This window comes from Streptomyces sp. 840.1, assembly GCF_003751445.1.
Taxonomy (GTDB): domain Bacteria; phylum Actinomycetota; class Actinomycetes; order Streptomycetales; family Streptomycetaceae; genus Streptomyces.
The window spans coordinates 570,031-589,176 of record NZ_RJUU01000002.1 but is presented as its reverse complement, the minus strand read 5'-3'; the positions used below and the strand labels follow the sequence as shown (position 1 = coordinate 589,176).

Annotated in this window: 17 protein-coding genes; 9 read left to right on the top strand and 8 right to left on the bottom strand. The window is 72.9% G+C overall.

Annotation, left to right across the window (positions count from 1 at the left end; translation table 11 throughout):
- Positions 1-14 precede the first annotated feature (14 nt).
- Both EDD93_RS28960 and EDD93_RS28955 read left to right on the top strand, forming a co-directional pair.
- Positions 15-803, top strand: a complete 789-nt coding sequence (locus tag EDD93_RS28960; RefSeq protein WP_123528441.1) for an SDR family oxidoreductase — start codon at positions 15-17, stop codon at positions 801-803.
- A 291-nt stretch (positions 804-1,094) separates the two neighbouring features.
- Complete coding sequence (locus EDD93_RS28955; RefSeq protein ID WP_123528440.1) at positions 1,095-4,469, top strand: pyruvate carboxylase; 3,375 nt, start codon at positions 1,095-1,097, stop codon at positions 4,467-4,469.
- Positions 4,470-4,677: 208 nt separating this feature from the next.
- Here the strand turns inward: EDD93_RS28955 and EDD93_RS28950 are convergent, their stop codons facing one another.
- Positions 4,678-5,430, bottom strand: a complete 753-nt coding sequence (locus tag EDD93_RS28950) for a thioesterase II family protein (RefSeq protein WP_260255974.1) — start codon at positions 5,428-5,430, stop codon at positions 4,678-4,680.
- Positions 5,431-5,836: 406 nt separating this feature from the next.
- On the opposite strand from EDD93_RS28950, the gene EDD93_RS28945 reads away from it, so the two are divergent.
- The 3 genes from EDD93_RS28945 to EDD93_RS28935 all read left to right on the top strand — a co-directional run bounded on the left by EDD93_RS28945 (position 5,837) and on the right by EDD93_RS28935 (position 9,814).
- Positions 5,837-7,072: a cytochrome P450 gene (locus EDD93_RS28945; RefSeq protein ID WP_260255973.1), complete on the top strand. Its 1,236-nt coding sequence runs from the start codon at positions 5,837-5,839 to the stop codon at positions 7,070-7,072.
- Between the two features lie 47 nt (positions 7,073-7,119).
- Positions 7,120-9,285, top strand: a complete 2,166-nt coding sequence (locus tag EDD93_RS28940) for a prolyl oligopeptidase family serine peptidase (RefSeq protein ID WP_123528437.1) — start codon at positions 7,120-7,122, stop codon at positions 9,283-9,285.
- A gap of 73 nt (positions 9,286-9,358) precedes the next feature.
- Positions 9,359-9,814 carry a Rieske (2Fe-2S) protein gene (locus EDD93_RS28935; RefSeq protein ID WP_123528436.1) on the top strand — a complete coding sequence of 152 codons (456 nt, stop codon included), beginning with the start codon at positions 9,359-9,361 and terminating at the stop codon, positions 9,812-9,814.
- Here the strand turns inward: EDD93_RS28935 and EDD93_RS28930 are convergent.
- On the bottom strand, positions 9,798-10,448 hold the full coding sequence (locus tag EDD93_RS28930) for a cysteine hydrolase (protein ID WP_123528435.1): 651 nt from the start codon (positions 10,446-10,448) through the stop codon (positions 9,798-9,800). The genes EDD93_RS28935 and EDD93_RS28930 overlap by 17 nt on opposite strands.
- A 113-nt stretch (positions 10,449-10,561) precedes the next feature.
- On the opposite strand from EDD93_RS28930, the gene EDD93_RS28925 reads away from it, so the two are divergent.
- Positions 10,562-11,038 (top strand): pyridoxamine 5'-phosphate oxidase family protein, encoded by a 477-nt coding sequence (locus EDD93_RS28925; RefSeq protein ID WP_123528434.1) that lies wholly within the window; start codon positions 10,562-10,564, stop codon positions 11,036-11,038.
- A 30-nt stretch (positions 11,039-11,068) separates the two neighbouring features.
- On the opposite strand, the gene EDD93_RS28920 is transcribed toward EDD93_RS28925, so the two are convergent.
- Positions 11,069-12,025: a LysR family transcriptional regulator gene (locus EDD93_RS28920; protein ID WP_123528433.1), complete on the bottom strand. Its 957-nt coding sequence runs from the start codon at positions 12,023-12,025 to the stop codon at positions 11,069-11,071.
- Positions 12,026-12,098: 73 nt separating this feature from the next.
- Here EDD93_RS28920 and EDD93_RS28915 point away from each other — a divergent pair, with 73 nt between their 5' ends.
- Positions 12,099-13,121, top strand: a complete 1,023-nt coding sequence (locus EDD93_RS28915) for a DMT family transporter (protein WP_123528432.1) — start codon at positions 12,099-12,101, stop codon at positions 13,119-13,121.
- On the opposite strand, the gene EDD93_RS28910 is transcribed toward EDD93_RS28915, so the two are convergent.
- Together EDD93_RS28910 and EDD93_RS28905 are read right to left on the bottom strand one after the other, a co-directional pair.
- Positions 13,115-13,483 (bottom strand): VOC family protein, encoded by a 369-nt coding sequence (locus EDD93_RS28910; protein WP_123528431.1) that lies wholly within the window; start codon positions 13,481-13,483, stop codon positions 13,115-13,117. The genes EDD93_RS28915 and EDD93_RS28910 overlap by 7 nt on opposite strands.
- A gap of 271 nt (positions 13,484-13,754) precedes the next feature.
- A complete protein-coding gene (locus tag EDD93_RS28905) occupies positions 13,755-15,086 on the bottom strand; it encodes an aminotransferase class I/II-fold pyridoxal phosphate-dependent enzyme (RefSeq protein WP_123528430.1) in 1,332 nt (443 codons plus the stop codon).
- A 35-nt stretch (positions 15,087-15,121) separates the two neighbouring features.
- Here EDD93_RS28905 and EDD93_RS28900 point away from each other — a divergent pair, with 35 nt between their 5' ends.
- Positions 15,122-15,817, top strand: coding sequence for a pyridoxamine 5'-phosphate oxidase family protein (locus tag EDD93_RS28900; RefSeq protein ID WP_123528429.1), 696 nt, complete (start codon positions 15,122-15,124; stop codon positions 15,815-15,817).
- Between the two features lie 55 nt (positions 15,818-15,872).
- On the opposite strand, the gene EDD93_RS28895 is transcribed toward EDD93_RS28900, so the two are convergent.
- From EDD93_RS28895 to EDD93_RS28885, 3 genes are all read right to left on the bottom strand, one after another.
- Complete coding sequence (locus tag EDD93_RS28895) at positions 15,873-16,829, bottom strand: DMT family transporter (RefSeq protein ID WP_123528428.1); 957 nt, start codon at positions 16,827-16,829, stop codon at positions 15,873-15,875.
- A 152-nt stretch (positions 16,830-16,981) separates the two neighbouring features.
- Positions 16,982-18,001, bottom strand: a complete 1,020-nt coding sequence (locus EDD93_RS28890; protein ID WP_123528427.1) for a DMT family transporter — start codon at positions 17,999-18,001, stop codon at positions 16,982-16,984.
- Positions 18,002-18,133: 132 nt separating this feature from the next.
- Positions 18,134-18,676, bottom strand: coding sequence for a Clp protease N-terminal domain-containing protein (locus tag EDD93_RS28885; protein WP_123528426.1), 543 nt, complete (start codon positions 18,674-18,676; stop codon positions 18,134-18,136).
- 243 nt (positions 18,677-18,919) lie between these two features.
- On the opposite strand from EDD93_RS28885, the gene EDD93_RS28880 reads away from it, so the two are divergent.
- Entirely contained in the window at positions 18,920-19,132 is a 213-nt protein-coding gene (locus EDD93_RS28880) for a hypothetical protein (protein WP_123528425.1), read from the top strand.
- Positions 19,133-19,146: the final 14 nt, after the last annotated feature.

Here is a 19,146-nt window from a genome sequence, read left to right as displayed (position 1 = left end):
GAGGCACCGACGTCATGCACATCGACACCCCGCCGGCCTTCACCGGGCGCGTCGTGCTGGTCACCGGCGGCACCAAGGGCATCGGGGCCGCCATCGCCGGGGCGTTCCTCGGGGCCGGGGCCGACGTGGTGGTCTGCGGCCGCACCGCCCCGGACTCCCTGCCGTCGGCCGGGGACCGGGAGGCCGTCTTCGTCGCCACCGATGTGCGCGACCCGGCGGCGGCGGCCTCGCTGGTGGACACCGCGGTGGAGCGCTTCGGCCGGCTCGACGTACTCGTCAACAACGCGGGCGGCTCCCCGGACGCCGACGCGGCCACCGTCTCACCGCGCTTCGTCGAGAAGGTCGTCGCGCTCAACCTCCTCGCACCGTTCTACGTGGCGCAGGCCGCCAACCGCGTCATGCGGGCCCGGGACGGCGGCGGTTCGATCATCAACATCGGCAGCGTCTCCGCCCACGACCCGCAGCCCGGCACCGCCGCGTACACCGCCGCCAAGGCCGGTCTCCTGGCGCTCACCAAGGCGCTGGCCCTGGAGTGGGCGCCCTCGGTACGGGTCAACCACATCACCACGGGGCTGGTCCGCACCCCAAGCGCGGCCTCGGTCTACGGCGCGGACGGCGGGGCCTCGGTGGCGGGCCTTGTCCCGATGGGCCGGATGGCCGTGCCCGAGGACGTCGCCCGCGCCTGCCTCTTCCTGGCGAGCGAACTGTCGGGCTACGTCAACGGGGCGGACCTGGCGGTGCACGGCGGCGGCGAGTTCCCCGCCCGCTACCTCGCCGCGAAGGCGGCCGGCGAACCCGGGTGAGCACGAGCGGAGGCCCAGGGACCGGCCGGCCCACGGGCACTTCGAGGCCGGCAGGCCGGTCCCGGCGAACCTCCAGGAACCGGGAGATCACGGGACACTCGGCACGTGACGCAGGCCATCTCGTGTGTCCGCCAACTGTGGGTAGGTCTCCGGTACGGTGTCGAACGCTTCGGGCCCGAAAGGGCACGGAGAGGTTCGCCGCAGCCGAGTGACCACGGGACACCGAACGGTGCACCCGTGCGACATCGCCCGTCCTGACGCCACGCGCTCGTGACACGACTGGGGAGTTTGATGTTCGACAAGGTATTGGTCGCCAACCGCGGTGAGATCGCGATCCGCGCGTTCCGCGCCGCGTTCGAGCTCGGGATCTCCACGGTGGCGGTGTATCCCCACGAGGACCGCAACTCACTCCACCGGGCGAAGGCCGACGAGGCGTACCGGATCGGGGAGCCCGGACACCCCGTGCGCGCCTACCTCTCGGTCGACGAGGTCGTCAAGGCGGCCCGGAAGGCGGGCGCCGACGCGGTCTACCCCGGCTACGGCTTCCTGTCGGAGAACCCGGACCTCGCCGCCGCGTGCTCCGAGGCCGGCATCACGTTCGTCGGACCGCCCGCCTCGGTGCTGAACCTGACGGGGAACAAGTCCCGCGCGGTCGCCGCCGCCCGGGAGGCCGGCGTACCGGTGCTGAAGTCGTCCGAGCCCTCCGAGGATGTCGACGCGCTCGTCGCCGCGGCCGACGACATCGGCTTCCCCGTCTTCGTCAAGGCCGTCGCGGGCGGCGGCGGACGCGGCATGCGCCGGGTCGCCTCGGCGGGCGAACTGCGCGAGTCGATCGACGCGGCCATGCGCGAGGCGCGCTCCGCGTTCGGCGACGCGACGGTCTTCCTGGAGCAGGCGGTGATCAACCCCCGCCACATCGAGGTGCAGATCCTCGCCGACGCCGAGGGCAACGTCGTCCACCTGTACGAGCGGGACTGCTCGTTGCAGCGCCGCCACCAGAAGGTCATCGAGATCGCGCCCGCCCCGAACCTCGACCCGGAGCTGCGGGCCCGGATCTGCGCCGACGCCGTCGCCTTCGCCCACCACATCGGGTACGTGAACGCGGGCACGGTCGAGTTCCTCGTCGACGAGCGCGGCAACCACGTCTTCATCGAGATGAACCCGCGCATCCAGGTCGAACACACCGTCACCGAGCAGGTCACCGGCCGCGATCTGGTGATCGCCCAGCTGCGCATCGCCGCCGGCATGACTCTGCCCGAGCTGCACCTCTCCCAGGACGACATCACGCTGAACGGCACCGCGATGCAGTGCCGCATCACCACCGAGGACCCGGCCAACGGCTTCCGGCCGGACACCGGCACCATCTCCGCCTACCGTTCCCCCGGCGGACCCGGCGTGCGCCTGGACGGCGGCACCGTCCACACCGGCGCGGAGGTGTCGGCCCACTTCGACTCCATGCTCGTCAAGCTCACCTGCCACGGGCACGACTTCACCAACGCGGCCCGCCGGGCGCGCCGGGCGATCGCCGAGTTCCGCATCCGCGGGGTGGCGACCAACCTGCCGTTCCTGGGCGCCGTACTGGACCAGCCGGACTTCCGGGCGGGGCGCATCACGACGAGCTTCATCGAGGAGCACCCGGAGCTGATCCGGGCCCGTCCCTCGGCCGACCGGGGCAGCCGCATGCTCGGCTACCTCGCCGAGACCACCGTCAACCGGCCCTACGGGCCCCGCCCGTCCGTCATCGACCCGGTCGACAAGCTGCCGGCCCTGCCGGCCGGGACGCCGCCCGCCGGTTCCCGGCAGCGCCTCGCGGCCCTCGGACCGGAGGCCTTCGCCGCCGAGCTGCGCGCCCAGTCGGCCGTGGCCGTCACCGACACCACGTTCCGCGACGCCCACCAGTCGCTGCTCGCCACCCGGGTGCGCACCCGCGACCTGCTGGCCGTCGCCCCGCACGTGGCCAGGACCGCACCGCAGCTGCTGAGCCTCGAATGCTGGGGCGGGGCCACCTACGACGTGGCGCTGCGCTTCCTGGCCGAGGACCCGTGGGAACGGCTGGTGAAGATCCGGGAGGCCGTGCCCAACATCTGTACGCAGATGCTGCTGCGGGGCCGCAACACGGTCGGCTACACGCCCTACCCCACCGAGGTCACCGAGGCGTTCGTCGCCGAGGCCGCCACCGCCGGGATGGACATCTTCCGGATCTTCGACGCCCTCAACGACGTGTCCCAGATGCGCCCCGCGATCGACGCCGTGCGCGCCACCGGCACTTCGGTCGCGGAGGTGGCCCTCTGCTACACGGCGGACCTCTCCGACCCCGGCGAGACCCTGTACACGCTGGACTACTACCTGCGCCTCGCGGAGCAGATCGTGGACGCGGGCGCCCACGTCCTCGCCATCAAGGACATGGCCGGGCTGCTGCGCCCGCCGGCCGCCCGCACCCTGGTCACCGCGTTGCGCGAGCGGTTCGACCTGCCGGTGCACCTGCACACCCACGACACGGCGGGCGGGCAGCTCGGCACACTGATCGCCGCCATCGACGCGGGCGTGGACGCGGTGGACGCGGCGGTCGCCTCGATGGCCGGCACGACCAGCCAGCCGCCGCTGTCCGCCCTGGTGGCCGCCACCGACCACACCGAGCGTGCGACCGGTCTTTCGCTGCAGGCGGTCGGTGACCTGGAGCCGTACTGGGAGGCGACCCGCAAGGTCTACGCCCCCTTCGAGTCCGGTCTCGCCTCGCCCACCGGCCGGATCTACCACCACGAGATCCCCGGCGGGCAGCTCTCCAACCTGCGCCAGCAGGCGATCGCCCTCGGCCTGGGCGACCGCTTCGAGCTGATCGAGGACTGCTACGCCGCGGCCGACCGGATGCTCGGGCGGCTGGTGAAGGTGACTCCGTCGTCCAAGGTGGTGGGCGATCTGGCCCTGCACCTGGTGGGTGCGGGCGTCGAGGCGGCCGACTTCGAGTCCGACCCCGGCAAGTTCGACGTACCGGACTCCGTGATCGGGTTCCTCCGCGGTGAGCTGGGTGACCCGCCCGGCGGCTGGCCCGAGCCGTTCCGTACCCGCGCGCTGAAGGGCCGCCCCACGAGGGCAAAGACCCCGCACCTCTCGGACGAGGACCGCGAGGGCCTGGAGAAGTCGCCCCGCGCGACCCTGAACCGGCTGCTCTTCCCCGGCCCGACCAAGGAGTTCGAGGCCCACCGCGAGGCGTACGGCGACACCTCGGTCCTGCCGACGCAGGACTTCCTGTACGGGCTGGAGACGGAGACCGAGCACACGGTCACGCTCGACCCGGGTGTCACCCTGCTGATCGAGCTGGAGGCCATCTCCGAGGCCGACGAGCGCGGCTTCCGCAGCGTACTGGCCACCCTCAACGGCCAGTTGCGGCCGGTGTCGGTGCGGGACAGGTCCGTCGCGACGGAGGTCAAGGCCGCCGAGAAGGCGGACCGCTCCAACGAGGGCCATGTCGCGGCGCCGTTCGCCGGGGTCGTCACCCTCCAGGCGGAGGAGGGCGCGTCGGTGTCGGCGGGCCAGACCGTCGCCACCATCGAGGCCATGAAGATGGAGGCGTCGATCACCGCCCAGTCCGCCGGGGTCGTACGCCGTCTCGCGATCGGCCGGGTCCAGCAGGTCGAGGCGGGCGATCTGCTCATCGAGATCGGCTGAGTGGCCTCCCTCCCTCGCGGGCACGGCCGACGCCCTCGGTGACACGCCGGACGCCGTCCGGTACGGGGCCGAGGCCGAGAAGCTCTTCACCGCCCTGGGAGTGCCGGCGGAACGCCGTCGCGGCTGAACCGGTGTCCACGGTTCAGCCGCGTCCGGCGGTGTTCACCGCCTCAGCCGGTCTCCAGGTTCTCAGCCGGTCCCCACCGCCTCAGCCGCCGGTCCGCGCCGCCCGGCCGGACGCGTACCCGGCGACGAGTTCCGCGACACGGTCCAGGTGGTCACCCAGGAAGAAGTGGCCGCCGGACAGCACCCGCAGTTCGAAGGCGCCCACGGTCTCCCGCTCCCAGGCCCGCGCACCCTCGACGGAGACCCGGGGGTCGCGGTCACCGCTCAGCGCGACGACCGGGCAGCGCAGCGGCGGCCCGGGAACGTGGGTGCGGGCGGCGAGCATCGCGTAGTCGGCCCGCAACGGCGGCAGGGCAAGCCGGAGGATCTCGGGGTCGGCCAGCAACTGTTCGTCCGTGCCGGACAGCATCCGCATGTCCCGGATCAGGTCCTCGTCGTCCGGCGGACCGGCCGTCCGGACCGGCCGGGGCAGTGACGGGGCCTCGCATCCCGAGACGAGGAGCGCCGAGGGCGGCCGTCCTTCGGCCGTCAGCCGGCGCGCGGTCTCGAACGCGAGGAGTGCGCCCATGCTGTGACCGAAGATCACGAGTGGCCGGCCGCCGCTCGCGGGCAGCGCGGCCAGCACCGCGTCCACGACGTCCCCGAGCCGTTCGGCGAACGGTTCGGCGAGACGGTCCTGCCGCCCGGGGTACTGCACGATCAGTGTCTCCGCCGTCCCCGCGACCTCGGCCGACAGCGGATAGTAGCCGCTGGCCGAACCACCCGCGTGGGGGAAGCACAGCAGCCGGGCCCCGGCATCGGGGTCCGGGCGGAAACACCGCAACCAGTTGCTCACAACCATCCCTTTCCGGCGACGGGAGCCGCAGCAGCGGCAGCCGTACGAATGCTGTGGTTCATACCCGACTCCAGGACGTCGGACCCCGCTCGACGGAGTTGACGGCCCCTATTCCGTCCGGTCGCGACCGGCGGATACGGCTGCGCCCTGCGCCGTGCCGGCCGGGCCCCTCCCCCGTTTCCCATTCCCCCCGTTCCCGCCGGGACACTTCCCCGTCCGGGCCCCGGTTCAGACCTGTCGGCCCAGGTCCACTCGTTCGGGTCGGGCCGGGCTCGCCGGATCCGGCACGCTGCCCGGTCCGGCCTGGTACAAACGAAAGACCCCGGCCCGGCGCCCCCCTGCCACGGGGGAACTGGAGCGCCCTGTTGAACCGGTGGACTGGAGAGCCCTGTTGAGCACGGAGCCGATGGAACCCGCAGCCGCTCGCCCGCACCGCATGGACCCGGCGGGCGGCTGTCCGCACGCGGCCAACGCCCGGCTGCTGGGCAGGGGGCCCGTCGCGTCGGTGATCCTGCCCGGTGAGGTGGAGGGCATGGCGGTGCTGGGCCACGAGGCGCTCAGGGAGTTCCTCTCGCACCCCGATGTCGCCAAGGACGCCCGGCACTTCGCGGCGCTCCAGGCCGGTGCGATCGACGACGGCTGGCCGCTGCGGACGTTCGCCACGGTGCAGGGGATGACCACCGCCGACGGGGCCGATCACCGGCGGCTGCGCTCGCTGATGAGCAAGGCGTTCACCGCGCGCCGGGTCGAGGAACTGCGTCCGCGCACGGAGGCGTTGACGGCCTCCCTGCTGGACGGCCTCGAAACGGCGGCCGGGAGGGGTGGCGGTATCGTCGATCTGCGGGCGCACTTCGCGCTGCCGTTGCCGATGGGCGTCATCTGCGAGCTGCTCGGCGTGGATGCCGCGCTCCACGACCGGCTGCACGAGCTGTCCAACCGGATCGTCGCCACGGACATCGGCCCGCAGGAGGCGAAGGCGGCCAACCGGGAGATGGTGGAGATGCTGGGCGCGGTGGCCGCCGCCCGGACGCAGAATCCGGGGGACGACCTCACCAGCGCTCTGATCGCGGCCCGCGAGGAGGGCGGCGACCGGCTCGGCCCGCACGAGCTGATCGGCACCCTGATGCTCACGATCATCGCCGGCCACGAGACGACGCTCAATCTGATCACCAACGCCGTGCGGGCGCTGTGCGCCCACCGCGACCAGCTCGACCTGGTGCGGTCGGGCGGCGCGAGCTGGGCCGACGTGGTCGAGGAGACGCTGCGCTGGGACAGCCCGGTCAGCTACTTCCCGTTCCGCTACCCGACCCGCGACCTCGACATCGGCGGCACCGTGATCCCCAGGGGGACCCCGGTGCTCGCCGGGTACTCGGCCGCCGGCCGCGACCCGTCGGCCCACGGCCCCGACGCCGGGCGCTTCGACCTCACCCGCGACCGCGGGGTCCGCCATCTGTCCCTGGGACATGGCGCGCACTACTGCATGGGCGCCCAGCTGGCCCGCATGGAGGGCGTCGCGGCACTGGAGCAGCTCTTCGCACGCTTCCCCCACCTCGATCTCGCCGTGCCCGAGTCCGAACTGCCCCGGCACGCTTCCTTCGTGGGCAACAGCGTGCGGCGGCTGCCAGTACGGCTGCACGGCTGAGGAGAGGCCGGTGGCTCCGGCCGATTCCGGCCTGTCATGGTGTCGCCATGACTCCCCCCGCCGGCTCCCCGGCCGATGACCGCGCCACCGCCGCCGAGCGGTTTCCCCAGCAGTTCGCCCGCACCCGGCGCTTCTCGCTCGGGGTGCCCCGGCAGTTCACCGTCTCTCCGGACGGCGAGCGGGTGCTGTTCGTACGCGGCACCTCGGGCACCGACCCGGTGAGCCGGCTCTGGCTGTACGAGAACGGCGCGGAGCGGATGCTCGCCGATCCCGTCGGGCCGGACTTCGCGGACGAGGCGCCGGGCGAAGTGCCGCCGGCGGAGCTGGCGCGGCGGGAACGGGCCGGGGAGACCTCGTCCGGCGTGGTCTCCTACGCCACGGACGCGGCCGCACGCCTGGTGGCCTTCGCGCTTCGGGGCGCCCTCTGGGTGGTGCGCACCGACGGCGGGGCGCCGCGCCGGATCAGCACGGCGGGACCGGTGGTGGACCCGCGCCCCTCGCCCGACGGTTCGCTGATCGCGTACGTGTCGGGCGGCGCGTTGCACACCGTACGGACCGACGGGGCGGCCGGCCGTGTGCTCGCCGTCCCGGAGGGCGAGCACGTGACGTACGGGCTGTCGGACTACGTGTCGCAGGAGTCGATCGGGCGCTCGCGCGGCTACTGGTGGTCGCCGCGCGGCGATGGGCTGCTGGTGGCCCGGGTGGACACCGCCGGGGTCCGGCGCCGGTACATCAGTGACCCGGCGGCCCCGGAGCGGCCGCCGCGAGCAGTGCCGTATCCGGCGGCCGGCACACCGAACGCCGAGGTGACACTGCGGCTGGTCCGGGTGTCCGGGGAAGGGACCGATGTCCGGCTGCCCCCGGCCGCCGGTGCCGGTCACCCCGAGGGTGCCTGGACGGACCGGGCCTTCGAGTACGTCGTGACGGCGGGCTGGGACAGCGTCGGGCCCCTGGTCTCGGTGCAGACGCGTGACCAGCGGTCCGTCCAGGTCCTGGAGGTGGACGAGCGGACGGGCGCCACCCGTCCGGTGCACGTGTCCCACGACACCGCCTGGGTGTCACTGCGGCCCGGCACTCCGCTGCGTCTCCCCTCGGGCGCGCCGGCCGTTTCCGCCCGGCCGGGCGGGGACACCCAGGGCCTGGACATCGGCGGCGTCGAGACGCCGCCGGGGCTGCAGGTCCGTGAGGTGCTCGGCGCGGCGGGCGCCAGGGTGTACTTCACCGCGTGCGAGGAACCGACCGAGACCCACGTCTGGTCGTACGCGACCGACGCGCCCGAGGAGGGTTTCGTACGCGTCAGCGGCACACCGGGTGTGCACACGGCGTCGGCCGGCGGGCCGACGGTGGTGCTCGACAGCAGGACTCCGGACGGCCATACCGTGACGGTGCTGCGAGCGGGCGTGCCGGTGGGCCGGATCGCCGTACTGGCGGAGGAACCGCTCGTCACGCCCCGGCCGCTGGAGCTGAGCCTCGGGAAACGGGAGCTGCGCAGCCGGCTGTATCTGCCGTCCTGGCACCGGCCGGGCGACGGTCCGCTGCCGGTGCTGCTCAGCCCCTACGCGGGCCACGGCATGCAGGTCGTCCTGAAGGTGCGCACCTGGTGGACCGCGGTCGCCCAGTGGTTCGCGGAGCAGGGTTTCGCGGTCCTGGTGACCGACGGCCGGGGTACGCCGGGGCGCGGCGAGGCCTGGGAGAAGGCGGTGCACGGCGACCGTCTCACCGCGGTCCTCGATGACCAGACCGACGCCCTGCACGCGGCGGCCGAGCTCCACCCCGACCTGGACCTGACCCGGGTGGCGATGCGTGGCTGGTCGTTCAGCGGCTATCTGGCGGCGGCCGCAGTGCTGCGTCGTCCGGAGGTCTTCCATGCCGCGATCGCCGGTGCGGCGTCGATCGACCGGCGGCTCTACGACACCCATTGGGAGGAACGGTTCCTGGGCCACCCGGAGGTGTTTCCGCTCCGGTACACCCGTAGTTCCCTCCTGGCGGAGGCCGGGGCCCTGGTCCGCCCGCTCATGCTGGTGCACGGTCTTGCCGATGACAATGTGGCCGTGGCCCACACGCTGCGGTTCTCCGCAGCGCTGCTGGCCGCCGGCCGGCCGCATACGGTGCTGCCGCTGTCGGGCGCCGGCCATCTGGTCAGCCAGGAGCGCGCAGCGAGCGGTCTGTTGCTGCTGGAGCGGGATTTCCTGAGGAAGTCCCTGGGGCTTTGAACACGGGGCGCCTGCTGCGCGTGCCCGGGTACGAAGCGCCGGAGCCAAGTACACCGTGGAAGGGAAAGCCAGTATGAGCGCATCGCAGGACCACGAGGGCCGCCCCGGCCGCCGCGCCGTCGTCACAGCGGCCGGCGCCGTATCCGTGGCCGCCGTACTCACCGCGTGCGGCGGGTCCACGGAGGCGTCCGCCGGATCCGAGACCGTCAAGCAGGGCGGTGAGGGCGGGGCCGGCGGCGGCTCCGTCCTCGCGAAGACCGCCGACATTCCGGAGGGCGGCGGCAAGATCTTCACGGAGCAGGGGGTGGTGGTGACGCAGCCCGCCGCCGGTGAGTTCAAGGCGTTCTCGTCGAAGTGCACGCACATGGGCTGCGCGGTGTCGAGCGTCGCGGACGGCACCATCAACTGCCCCTGTCACGGAAGCAAGTTCGACGTGGCGACGGGTGACGTGAAGGCCGGCCCCGCCACCGAGCCGCTGCCGGCCGCCCCGATCAGTGTCCAGGGCGACTCGATCAGCCTCGCTTCCTAGGGCGCCCGGCCAGCCAGCAGCCGAGCACGTCGTCCGTGGTGGCGACGGTGGCGACCAGGGCGAGGGTGTTGCGGATCATCGCGGGGGTGTAGTCGGCGGGCACCCCCGCGATGGCGTCGGACGCCACCACCGCCGTGTAGCCGAGGTTCACGGCGTCGAACACCGCGTTGGGGATGGCCACGTTGGCCGACACCCCGGTGACGACGAGCGTGCGGCAGCCGAGGTTGCGCAGCAGCGCGTCCACGTCGGTACCGGCGATGGGTGAGAGCCCGTGGAGTCTGCGCACGACGAGGTCCTCGTCCGCCACCTCGATCGGCTCGGCTATCCGTACCGCCGTGGTGCCGGAGTGCTGTTGCACGGGCAGCCGTCCGGCGGCGCGGAAGAGCCGGGCGTTGTGGTTGGCGCCGCGCCCGTCGGGGCGGCGTTCGGCCACGGCGTGCAGCACCTGGACACCGGCCTCGTGCGCGGCGGCGACCAGCCGGGCGACGTTGTGCAGCGCCCCCGACGACCTGGCCTCCTTGGCGAGTTCGGGCAGTGCGCTGTCGAGTCCCACCACACCCTGCTGGCACTCCACCGTCAGCAGGACGGTGGAGGCCGGATCGATCTGCTCGGCGAGCTGTTCCCTGGACGGCACGGGCTGCCCCTCTCGATGAAGGAACGGGCGCGCGAGGCTAACCGCCATTGCGTGATGAGGGAAGAGGCTCCATGATTCCTGACACACAGTCAGCTACCAGGAGGGGGCTCCCCATGGCCGTCATTCAGCGACGGGGCCGTCGGATCATGATGACGGACGAGGAACGCGACACCTACCTCGCCGAGCAGCGCACCTGCCGGGTCGCCACCATCGGCCCTGACGGCCGCCCCCACGTCGGGGCCCTCTGGTTCTGCTGGGACGGCACCTCGCTGTGGCTGTACTCCATCACCCGGAGCCTGCGCTGGTCGCAGCTCGGCCGGGACCCGAGGATCGCGGTCGTCGTCGACGACGGCGTGGAGTACGGGGAATTGCGCGGCATCGAGCTGTCCGGCGAGGCCGTGTTCGTCGGGGAGGCGCCGCGGACCGGCGAGCCCTGCCCTGAACTGGCCGTCCCCGAGCAGCTGTTCGCGGCGAAGTACTTCGGCATGGAAGTGATGCCGCACGACGGCCGGCACGCGTGGCTGCGGCTCACACCGCAGGCCGTCACCTCCTGGGACTTCGGCAAACTCGCCACTCTTCCCGGTGCCTGACATCGAAGGGGGTCGTTTCCGCCCCCGCCCCTACCCGCCCTCCGGCGCCGCACCCTGGGCCCGGCCCCGCGCCCCTTCCAGCGGCTCGTCCAGGGCCCGGCCCGCCACCCGCAGCGCGGCGACCGCCGCCCTGATCGAGGGCCGTCGGTCCGCGTCGGCCCGCCAGACGGCATGGACGTGCCGCCGCATCCGCTGCCGTACGGGCACCAGCCGCACCCCGTCCGGCACCGGGCCGCGACCGAGCCTGGGCGCCACACATACCCCCATCCCTGCCGCGATCAGAGCGAGTTGGGTGTGGTGCTCGCCCGCGAGATGGGCGATACGCGGCTCGATGCCCTTGGAGCGCAGGGTGAACATGAGCCACTCGTAGCAGAACTCGCCCTCGGGCCAGGAGACCCAGTCGTCGTCCGCGAAGTCCTCCAGGTCCACCTCCGCCCGGCCCGCGAGCGGATGCCCGGACGGCATCGCGATGTCCGGTACGTCGTCCAGCAGTTGGGCCGTCGCCAGACCGCCGGGCACGGGCAGCCGCTTGTTGCTCCAGTCCAGCACCACCGCGAGGTCGATGTCGCCCCGGAACACCGCGCGGATCCCGGCCTCGGGCTCCAGCTCACTGGTCCGCACCCGCAGTTCGGGGTGATCCGCGCGCAGGGCGAGCAGCGTGGCCGGGAAGAGGCCGCGCGCGGCGGTGGGGAACGCGCCCAGCCGGATCTCGCCCACCACCTCACCCCGCTGCGCCTCGATGTCGGACTGGGCGAGCTCGACCTGGGACAGGATCCGGGCCGCGTGATCGGCGAGCAGCTGACCCGCGTCCGTGAGCCGGACCCCGCGGCCGTTCTTGGCGAGCAACTGCTGCCCGACCTCGCGTTCCAGCTTGGCCATCTGCTGCGAGACGGCCGAGGTCGTGACATGCAGCCCCTCGGCGGCGGCACTGACCGAGCCGAGCCTGGCCAGGGCATCCAGGGTACGGAGGCGCTCCAGATTCAACATGTAAGGGATACTACGCGGACCACCGCACAAACTCTCACTTGTGCTACGAGATCGCTTTCGTCATCGTTGGCCCATGAGCGCACCGCCCGCACCGCCGCCGGTATCCCCCGAATCGCCTCCCGCGACGCCGTCCACGACGGCTCCCGCAGCAGGGGCGCCCGTCCCCCGCCCGGCCCTGGACTGGCGGCTGCGGTTCGCGGCGCTCTCGCTCATCTGGGGTTTCAGCTTTCTCCTGATCAAGGTCGGCACCGACGGGTACGCGCCGTTCCAGGTGACCCTGGGCCGACTGCTGTCGGGCACGGCGGTACTGGCCGTGGCCATGGCGGTGAAGCGGGAGCGGCTGCCGCGGACCGCCCGCACCTGGGGTCATCTGGCCGTCGCCGCCTTCTTCCTCAACGCGCTGCCGTTCTCGCTCTTCGCCTACGCCGAGCTGACCATTCCCTCGACGCTGGCCGGGATCTGCAACGCGACCTCACCGCTGTGGGGCATGGCACTGTCGCTGGTCGCGCTCTCGGAGGACCGGCCGACCCGCCGCCGGGTGGCGGGCCTGGGGCTCGGGTTCCTCGGGGTGCTGACCGTGCTGGGCGCCTGGCAGGGCTTCTCCGGCCTGGACCTCACCGGTACGGCGATGGCGCTGCTGGCCTCCCTCAGCTACCCGGTCGGCTGGATCTACGTCCGCCGGACGCTGGCGGGCAGCGACTCATCGGCCCTCGCGCTCACGGGCGGCCAGCTCTTCCTGGGCACCGTGCAACTGGCCCTGATCACTCCGCTGTTCACCGCCGCTCCGAAAGCATTTCCGCTGCTGCCGACCCTGGCCGTGGCCGCCCTGGGAGCCCTGGGCACAGGGCTCGCGGTGCTCCTCCAGTACGGGCTGGTCACCGAGGTCGGCCCGACGACCGCCCAGATGGTCACCTATTTCATTCCGGTGATCGCCACCGCCGCCGGGGTCACCGTGCTGGGCGAACAGCTGAACTGGAACACCCCGGTCGGCGCCCTCGTGGTCCTGGCGGGGGCCGCACTGACCCAGAGCCGGCCCCGGGCCCGCAGAGCCGCACCCGCCGCGACCGGCGCAAGCGTCCCGGAGCGGCGTCACTGAGCCGGGATCGGCCTGGTGAGGTTCACCGGGTTGCCGTCGGGGTCCTGGATGTGGGCGACGCGCTGTCCCCACGGCATGTCGTTCGGACTGCCGGCGACCGAGCCGCCCAGCGCCGCCACCCGGCCGAGCGTCTCGTCGACGTCGTCGACACCGATGCTGAGCAGCATCCGCGGCGCCGCCCCGGTCTCCGGGTCCGTCCCGGCCACCAGCCCGAGGTCGGTGTCGCCGATGCGCAGGCCGAGGTAGAAGGCCGGGCCTTCCTCCGGTACCCGGAAGATCTGCTCGGCGCCGAACAGTTTCCTGTAGAAGCCGGCCAGGCCCTCCGGGTCGGCAGTGATGATCACTGGCTGGATGGTGGACATGGGCACTCCTGTCGAGAACGGTCGTGTCGATGGGTAGACCGTTCGACGACGGTGAACTCATCGGCGGAACGACTCCGCCGGACGATCCGCACCCCGGACCGCCGCCCACAGCCGGCACGGGCACCCCGGAACGCGGTCATGCCCGCCCCTGCCGGCCACTCCGGGGCTCCGCCCGCTCCCGCGCCGCGTCCGTCAGCCCGCCTCCGTCAGCTCGCCACCGCCTGTCGCACGACCGAGGAACGGACAGGCTCAGCCGTAGCTCGACGGCCGGTCAGCCGTAGCTCAGCGGCCTGGCGGGGCCCGCCGCTGCCGCCACCGCGTCCGCCAGCGGCCCGATGTCCGCGTCGACGAGCGGGGAGACGGTGATCCGGATGCCCTGGGGCGCGGACAGCCGGAACCGGGCGCCTGGCGCCACCGCCCACCCCGCGTGCAGCAACCGCGCCACGGCCCCGGTCTCGTCGCTCACCGGAACCCAGACGTTCATCCCGCTCCGGCCGTGCGCCTCGACCCCCCGGGCCGCGAGCGCCCGCACGAGCGCATCCCGGCGAACCGCGTACGACCGGGCCACCTCGCGCGGATCGACGGCGCCCGTGGTCCACAGGTGCACCATCGCCCGCTGCAGCAGCTTGCTGACCCAGCCGGGCCCCAGCCGCTGCCGCCCCGACACCCGGTCGGCCGTGACGGCGTCACCCGTCAGCACGGCGACCCGCAGGTCCGGCCCGTACGCCTTGGCCACCGAACGCACGACCGCCCAGCGGTCCGTGGCGCCCGCCAGGGTGTGCAGCGGCAGGTCCACGATGGCGTGCCCGTGGTCGTCCTCGATCAGCAGGACGCCCCGGTGGCCGGCGAGCACCGCGCGCAGTTCGGCCGCGCGTCCGGCACCGATCGCGGCCCCGGTCGGATTCTGCGCCCGGCCCGTCACGACGACCGCACGGGCGCCCGCTCGCAGCGCCGCGTCGAGAGCGTCCGGCAGCGGGCCGTCATCGTCGAGCGCCACGGGGACGGGGCGCATCCCCAGCGCGGGCACGAGATCCAGCAGGCTGCCCCAGCCCGGATCCTCGACGGCGACCGCGTCACCCGGTCTGAGGTGGGCACTCAGCACCCGCTCGATCGCGTCGAGCGAGCCCGAGGTGGCGATCACCGGCCCGGCCGGAACCCCGTCCGCGTCGAACGCGCTCCGGGCGAGCGCGGCGAACTCCGGGTCCACGGGCGCCTGCGCGTACATCCCGGGCGCCTGCGCATACGCCTCGGTGACCGCCGCGAACGCCTCGCCGAGGGCGGGCAGCAGCGCCGGATCCGGATCCCCCGTACCCAGATCCCGCGCGCCGGGCGGCGCCTCGATCCGCAGCGATCCGCGCGCAGTGCTCGCTGGGCGCGGCCGGACCCGGCTCCCCCTGCGCCCAGCCGTCTCGATCACCCCGCGCTCGCGCAGGGTGCGGTAGGCGGCCGCAACCGTATTGGGATTCACCTCCAGCAGTGTCGCCAACTCCCGCATGGGTGGCAGCACTTGACCGGGGGCCAGCTCCCCCGAGCCGACCGCCCGCTCCACGCTGGCGGCAATTTCTGATGCACGCCGTCCGGTGATCCGATACTCTCCTAGCACAAACAACAGTATGCACTAGTGCAATGGAGTACGCAATGCCGGACACCCAACCGCCGCAGACCACGGGCCCGGACGCCGCAGCCGCCTACGAACCGACCGGCCGCACGGTCCCGACGCGCTCACGTGAACGGGCCGCGTACGACCGCGAGCAGATCCACTCGATACTCGACGAGGCCTACGTCTGTCATCTCGGCTTCGTGCGCGACGGCGCACCCGTCGTCCTGCCTACGCTGTTCGGCCGGATCGGCGAGCGGCTCTACGTACACGGCTCAACCGGCTCCCGGCCGCTGCGGACGGCGGGCGGGAGTTCCGACGGACTCGCCGTGTGCCTGACCGTGACGCATGTCGACGGGCTGGTACTGGCCCGCTCCGCCTTCCACCACTCGCTCAACTACCGCTCGGTGGTCGTCCACGGGACCGCGTACGCGGTGACGGACCCCGAGGAGCGGCGCACCGCGCTCGACGCGATCGTGGAACAGGTGGTTCCGGGGCGCTCACGGGACTCACGGCCGGCCAACGAGAAGGAACTGGCCGCCACCGCCGTGCTCCGGCTGGATCTGCGGGAGGTGTCCGCCAAGGTCCGCACCGGCGGTCCGAACGACGAACCCGAAGACCTCGCACTGCCCCACTGGACGGGCGTAGTCCCGCTCACGCAGGGGTTCGCCGCCCCCGTCCCCGCGGCGGACCTCGATCCCGCCATCACGGTGCCGGATTACATCGAGGCCCTCTGAAGCACCCGGAGCGGCGGGCCGGCCCATCGGAAGCGACCCGGCCCGCCACCCTCGGTCAGGCGTGGGCGGCCGCTTCCCGGCGGGCGTTCGCGGCGTCGCGGGTCTCGGTCACCGCGAGTCCGGCCACCGCGGTGAGCAGCAGCAGGGTCCCGGCGACGGTGGCCGCGGTGAGCTCCTCGCGGAGCACCACGACGGCGATCGCCGCCGCGCTCACCGGTTCGAGAAGCATGATCACCGAGACGGTCGCGGCGCGCACCACCGCGGCGCCCGCGAAGTAGAGCGCGTAGGCGAGTGCGGTCGAGATCGCGGCGACATACGCCATGAGGACCACCACCTGAAGCGGGTGCGCGGTCCCCGGCACGATTCCCTCACCGGCCGCCATCGGCAGCAGCAGCACCGACGCGACGGCGAACGCCCAGGCGCTCGTGGCGAGCGCGTCGGTGCCGCCGCCGTCCCGGCCGAGCCACCGGGTCAGCAGGGTGAGCGACGCGTATCCCGCCGCGGAGAGCAGGGCCAGCGCGATCCCGGCGGGCCGCACCGTGCCGGCGTCGCCGCCGAGCACCAGCACGGCGAGCCCGGCCAGCGCGCCCGCCACCGCGGCGATACCGCCGCCGCCCAGCCGCTCGCCCATGGTGAGCCGGGCACCCACGGCGATGAGGACGGGGCCCGCCCCGAGTGTGACGACGGTCCCGACGGCGAGGCCGGTGACCTGGACCGCGGCGAAGTAGGCGGTCTGGAAGACGGTGAGCCCCGCACCGGTACCGACGGTGCGCAGCATCCGGCGACGGCGGGGCTCGGCAGCGACGGCAGGCCGGGCGGGCCGTAGCGCCAGCGCGCCGAGCAGGAGTACGAGGCCGCCCGCGCAGCGCCAGAACGACAGCGCGAGAGGGCCGAGATCACTGGCCTCGTAGATCAGTGAGGCGGCGGCACCGGCCGTACCCCAGGCCACTCCGGCGATGATCAAATAGCACAGGCTCCGCCCGGTGGACAGGCCGGAAGCAGGATTCGACACGTGACTTCTCCAAGGAAGACGGGAAGGTGGTCGCTCCGCACGCGGGCAGCGACGAACCGCTCGGGGACTGCCCGAGCCCGGTCTTCGTCAGAGGTGGCCGCCCGCGCTAAGCGACGGGAGGCGGAAGTACGGTCAGATGCATGATCGCCACACTACGAGGCGGCACGGTCCGCGGACAACTCCCCCTCGGTCCCGGCGAGCTCACCGCCCGGCCCTGAAGCGACGGACCCCGAAGCGAGGGGCCCCGAGGGTGCCTTCGGTGTCGAGGACTGCGCGATGAAGGCGCCGAACAGCACCAGGAACCCGCCGATGAGCTGCGGGGCCGCCAGGTGTTCCCCGAGCAGCACCCAGGCGAGCACGGTCGCGATGACCGCTTCCAGACAGGCGACGACGCCCGCGACCGCCGGGGAGAGCAGCCGCACCGAGACGACGCCGGTGACGTACGCGATGACGGTGGCGAGCAGCACGATCCAGACGAGCAGCAGCCAGGCGGGCACATCCGTGCCGTTCATGACCGTGTTCCCGCCGAGCAGGGACCAGTCCATGCCCCACGGCCTGGCCACCGCGGTGAGGACGACGGCGCCGACCAGCAGCCCGTAGGCGATGACGCCGACCGGGTGCGGCGGCTCGGCGCCGGCCGCCTGTTCGCCGCTGCCCTGGGCGGAGAGGACGAAGTAGCCGACCTGGCAGCAGGCGGCACCGAGTGCGAGCAGCAGTCCGACGGCGTCGAAGCTCAGCCCGGACCACACCTCGACCACGCACGTCAGACCGCCCACGGCCAGGACCACGCCGACGGCGGCGGCCCGGGTCACCGGGCGTCGCTGGACGAAGCGCACCCAGCCCAGGACGAGAGCCGGTGCGAGGTATTCGACCAGCAGCGCGACGCCGACCGGGATGCGCGAGATAGCCGCGAAGTAGCAGGCCTGGACGCCCGCGACGGCGAGCAGGCCGAAGCCGAGCAGCAGCACGGGCCGGCTCCGCACCAGTGAGCGGTGGTGCCAGGCCACCGGCAGCATGACGAGCGCGGCGCCCGCCACCCGGAGCCACACCACATGGAGCGGGTCGAGCCCCGCCTCGATCAGCGGCTTGGCCGCCACTCCGGAACCGCCGAATGCGAAGGCCGAGGCGAGGGCGAGTCCCAGGCCGGCGCTTCTCCCCTGAGACGCGTGCATCGGCACATCATGACAGCTGCCGTCAGGAGCTTCATCCCGGTGACGCCTGACGCGGGTAACACTCCGATGTCACCGCCACCCCTGACCCGCACCCCCGTCCGGGCAGTGACGGACCCGGGCCCGTTCAGACAGTCAGCCCTGGCCGGAGGCGCCGATGATCCGGTCCGCGAGCAGCGCCGCGTCCACTCCCGCCCGCTCCAGGACCTCGACGGCCCGGCACTGCCGGTCCGCGGCGAGCGCGGCGAGCAGATCGAGGCCGCAGGCCCGCTCCCGGCCGAGGAGCCGCGCGCGCCGGTGGGCCTCCTCCATCGCGGCTGCGGCGCCCGGCGACCAGCCCTCGGCCGACGCGTTCGGTGCGGCGGGGACCAGCGGGATCGCTCCGGAGTCCTCGATCGCGCCCTGCCAGCGGAGCCCGTAGCCGATACTGCGCTGGACGAGATAGCCGAGCACCCTGGCCAGCTGCGGTCCGCCGTCGAAAGCGGTGCGGACCGCCGGGTCGGATTCGATCAGGGAGTGCAGCAGATGAGCCGTGTCGATCTGCTGATCGCCGTCGCGGAGGGCGCGCCTGCGCGCACCCGTCACCACGGCGGCCAGCTCATCGGTGAGTTCGGCGTCCGTCTCGGCACGGTGGTTCGGTGCGGGTTGCTGAGGAATCCGCGGTGTCCGGTTCTGCACACTCCTACCTCATCAGCCCTGACGGGCCGGAACGTCCCCGGAGAGGCCCATTGACGCATCCCACCCGAGTTGGGCACAGAAGCGCGACTCCTCCTCCTTACGGATGAGATCACGCCGTTCCGGTGTCCGATCCCGGGAATCGGCGCGCGCCGCCTTGCCTTGCGCTCCCGGAGCAACCGGAAGCCTCCCCGCGCACGTCCCACAGCCAGGAGCGCTGTTGCGGCGGCGGGAGGGGAGCCGGAGGTGAGCTGGCTGGTCGCGCTGCCCGCCCTCGACGGGCGTGATTACGTCTACCGGGTCCACGCGCCCTGCGACGCGCTGCCCGCCGATCTGTTCTGGGCGGCGTTCCACTGCCACGACGACGGACCGCATCCGCGCGCATCCGACCGCTTCGACTCCGCGCTGATCTGGCGGGCAGGAACCGAACCCATAGATCTGACAGTTCATCAGCATTGAATGTTCACGGCTCT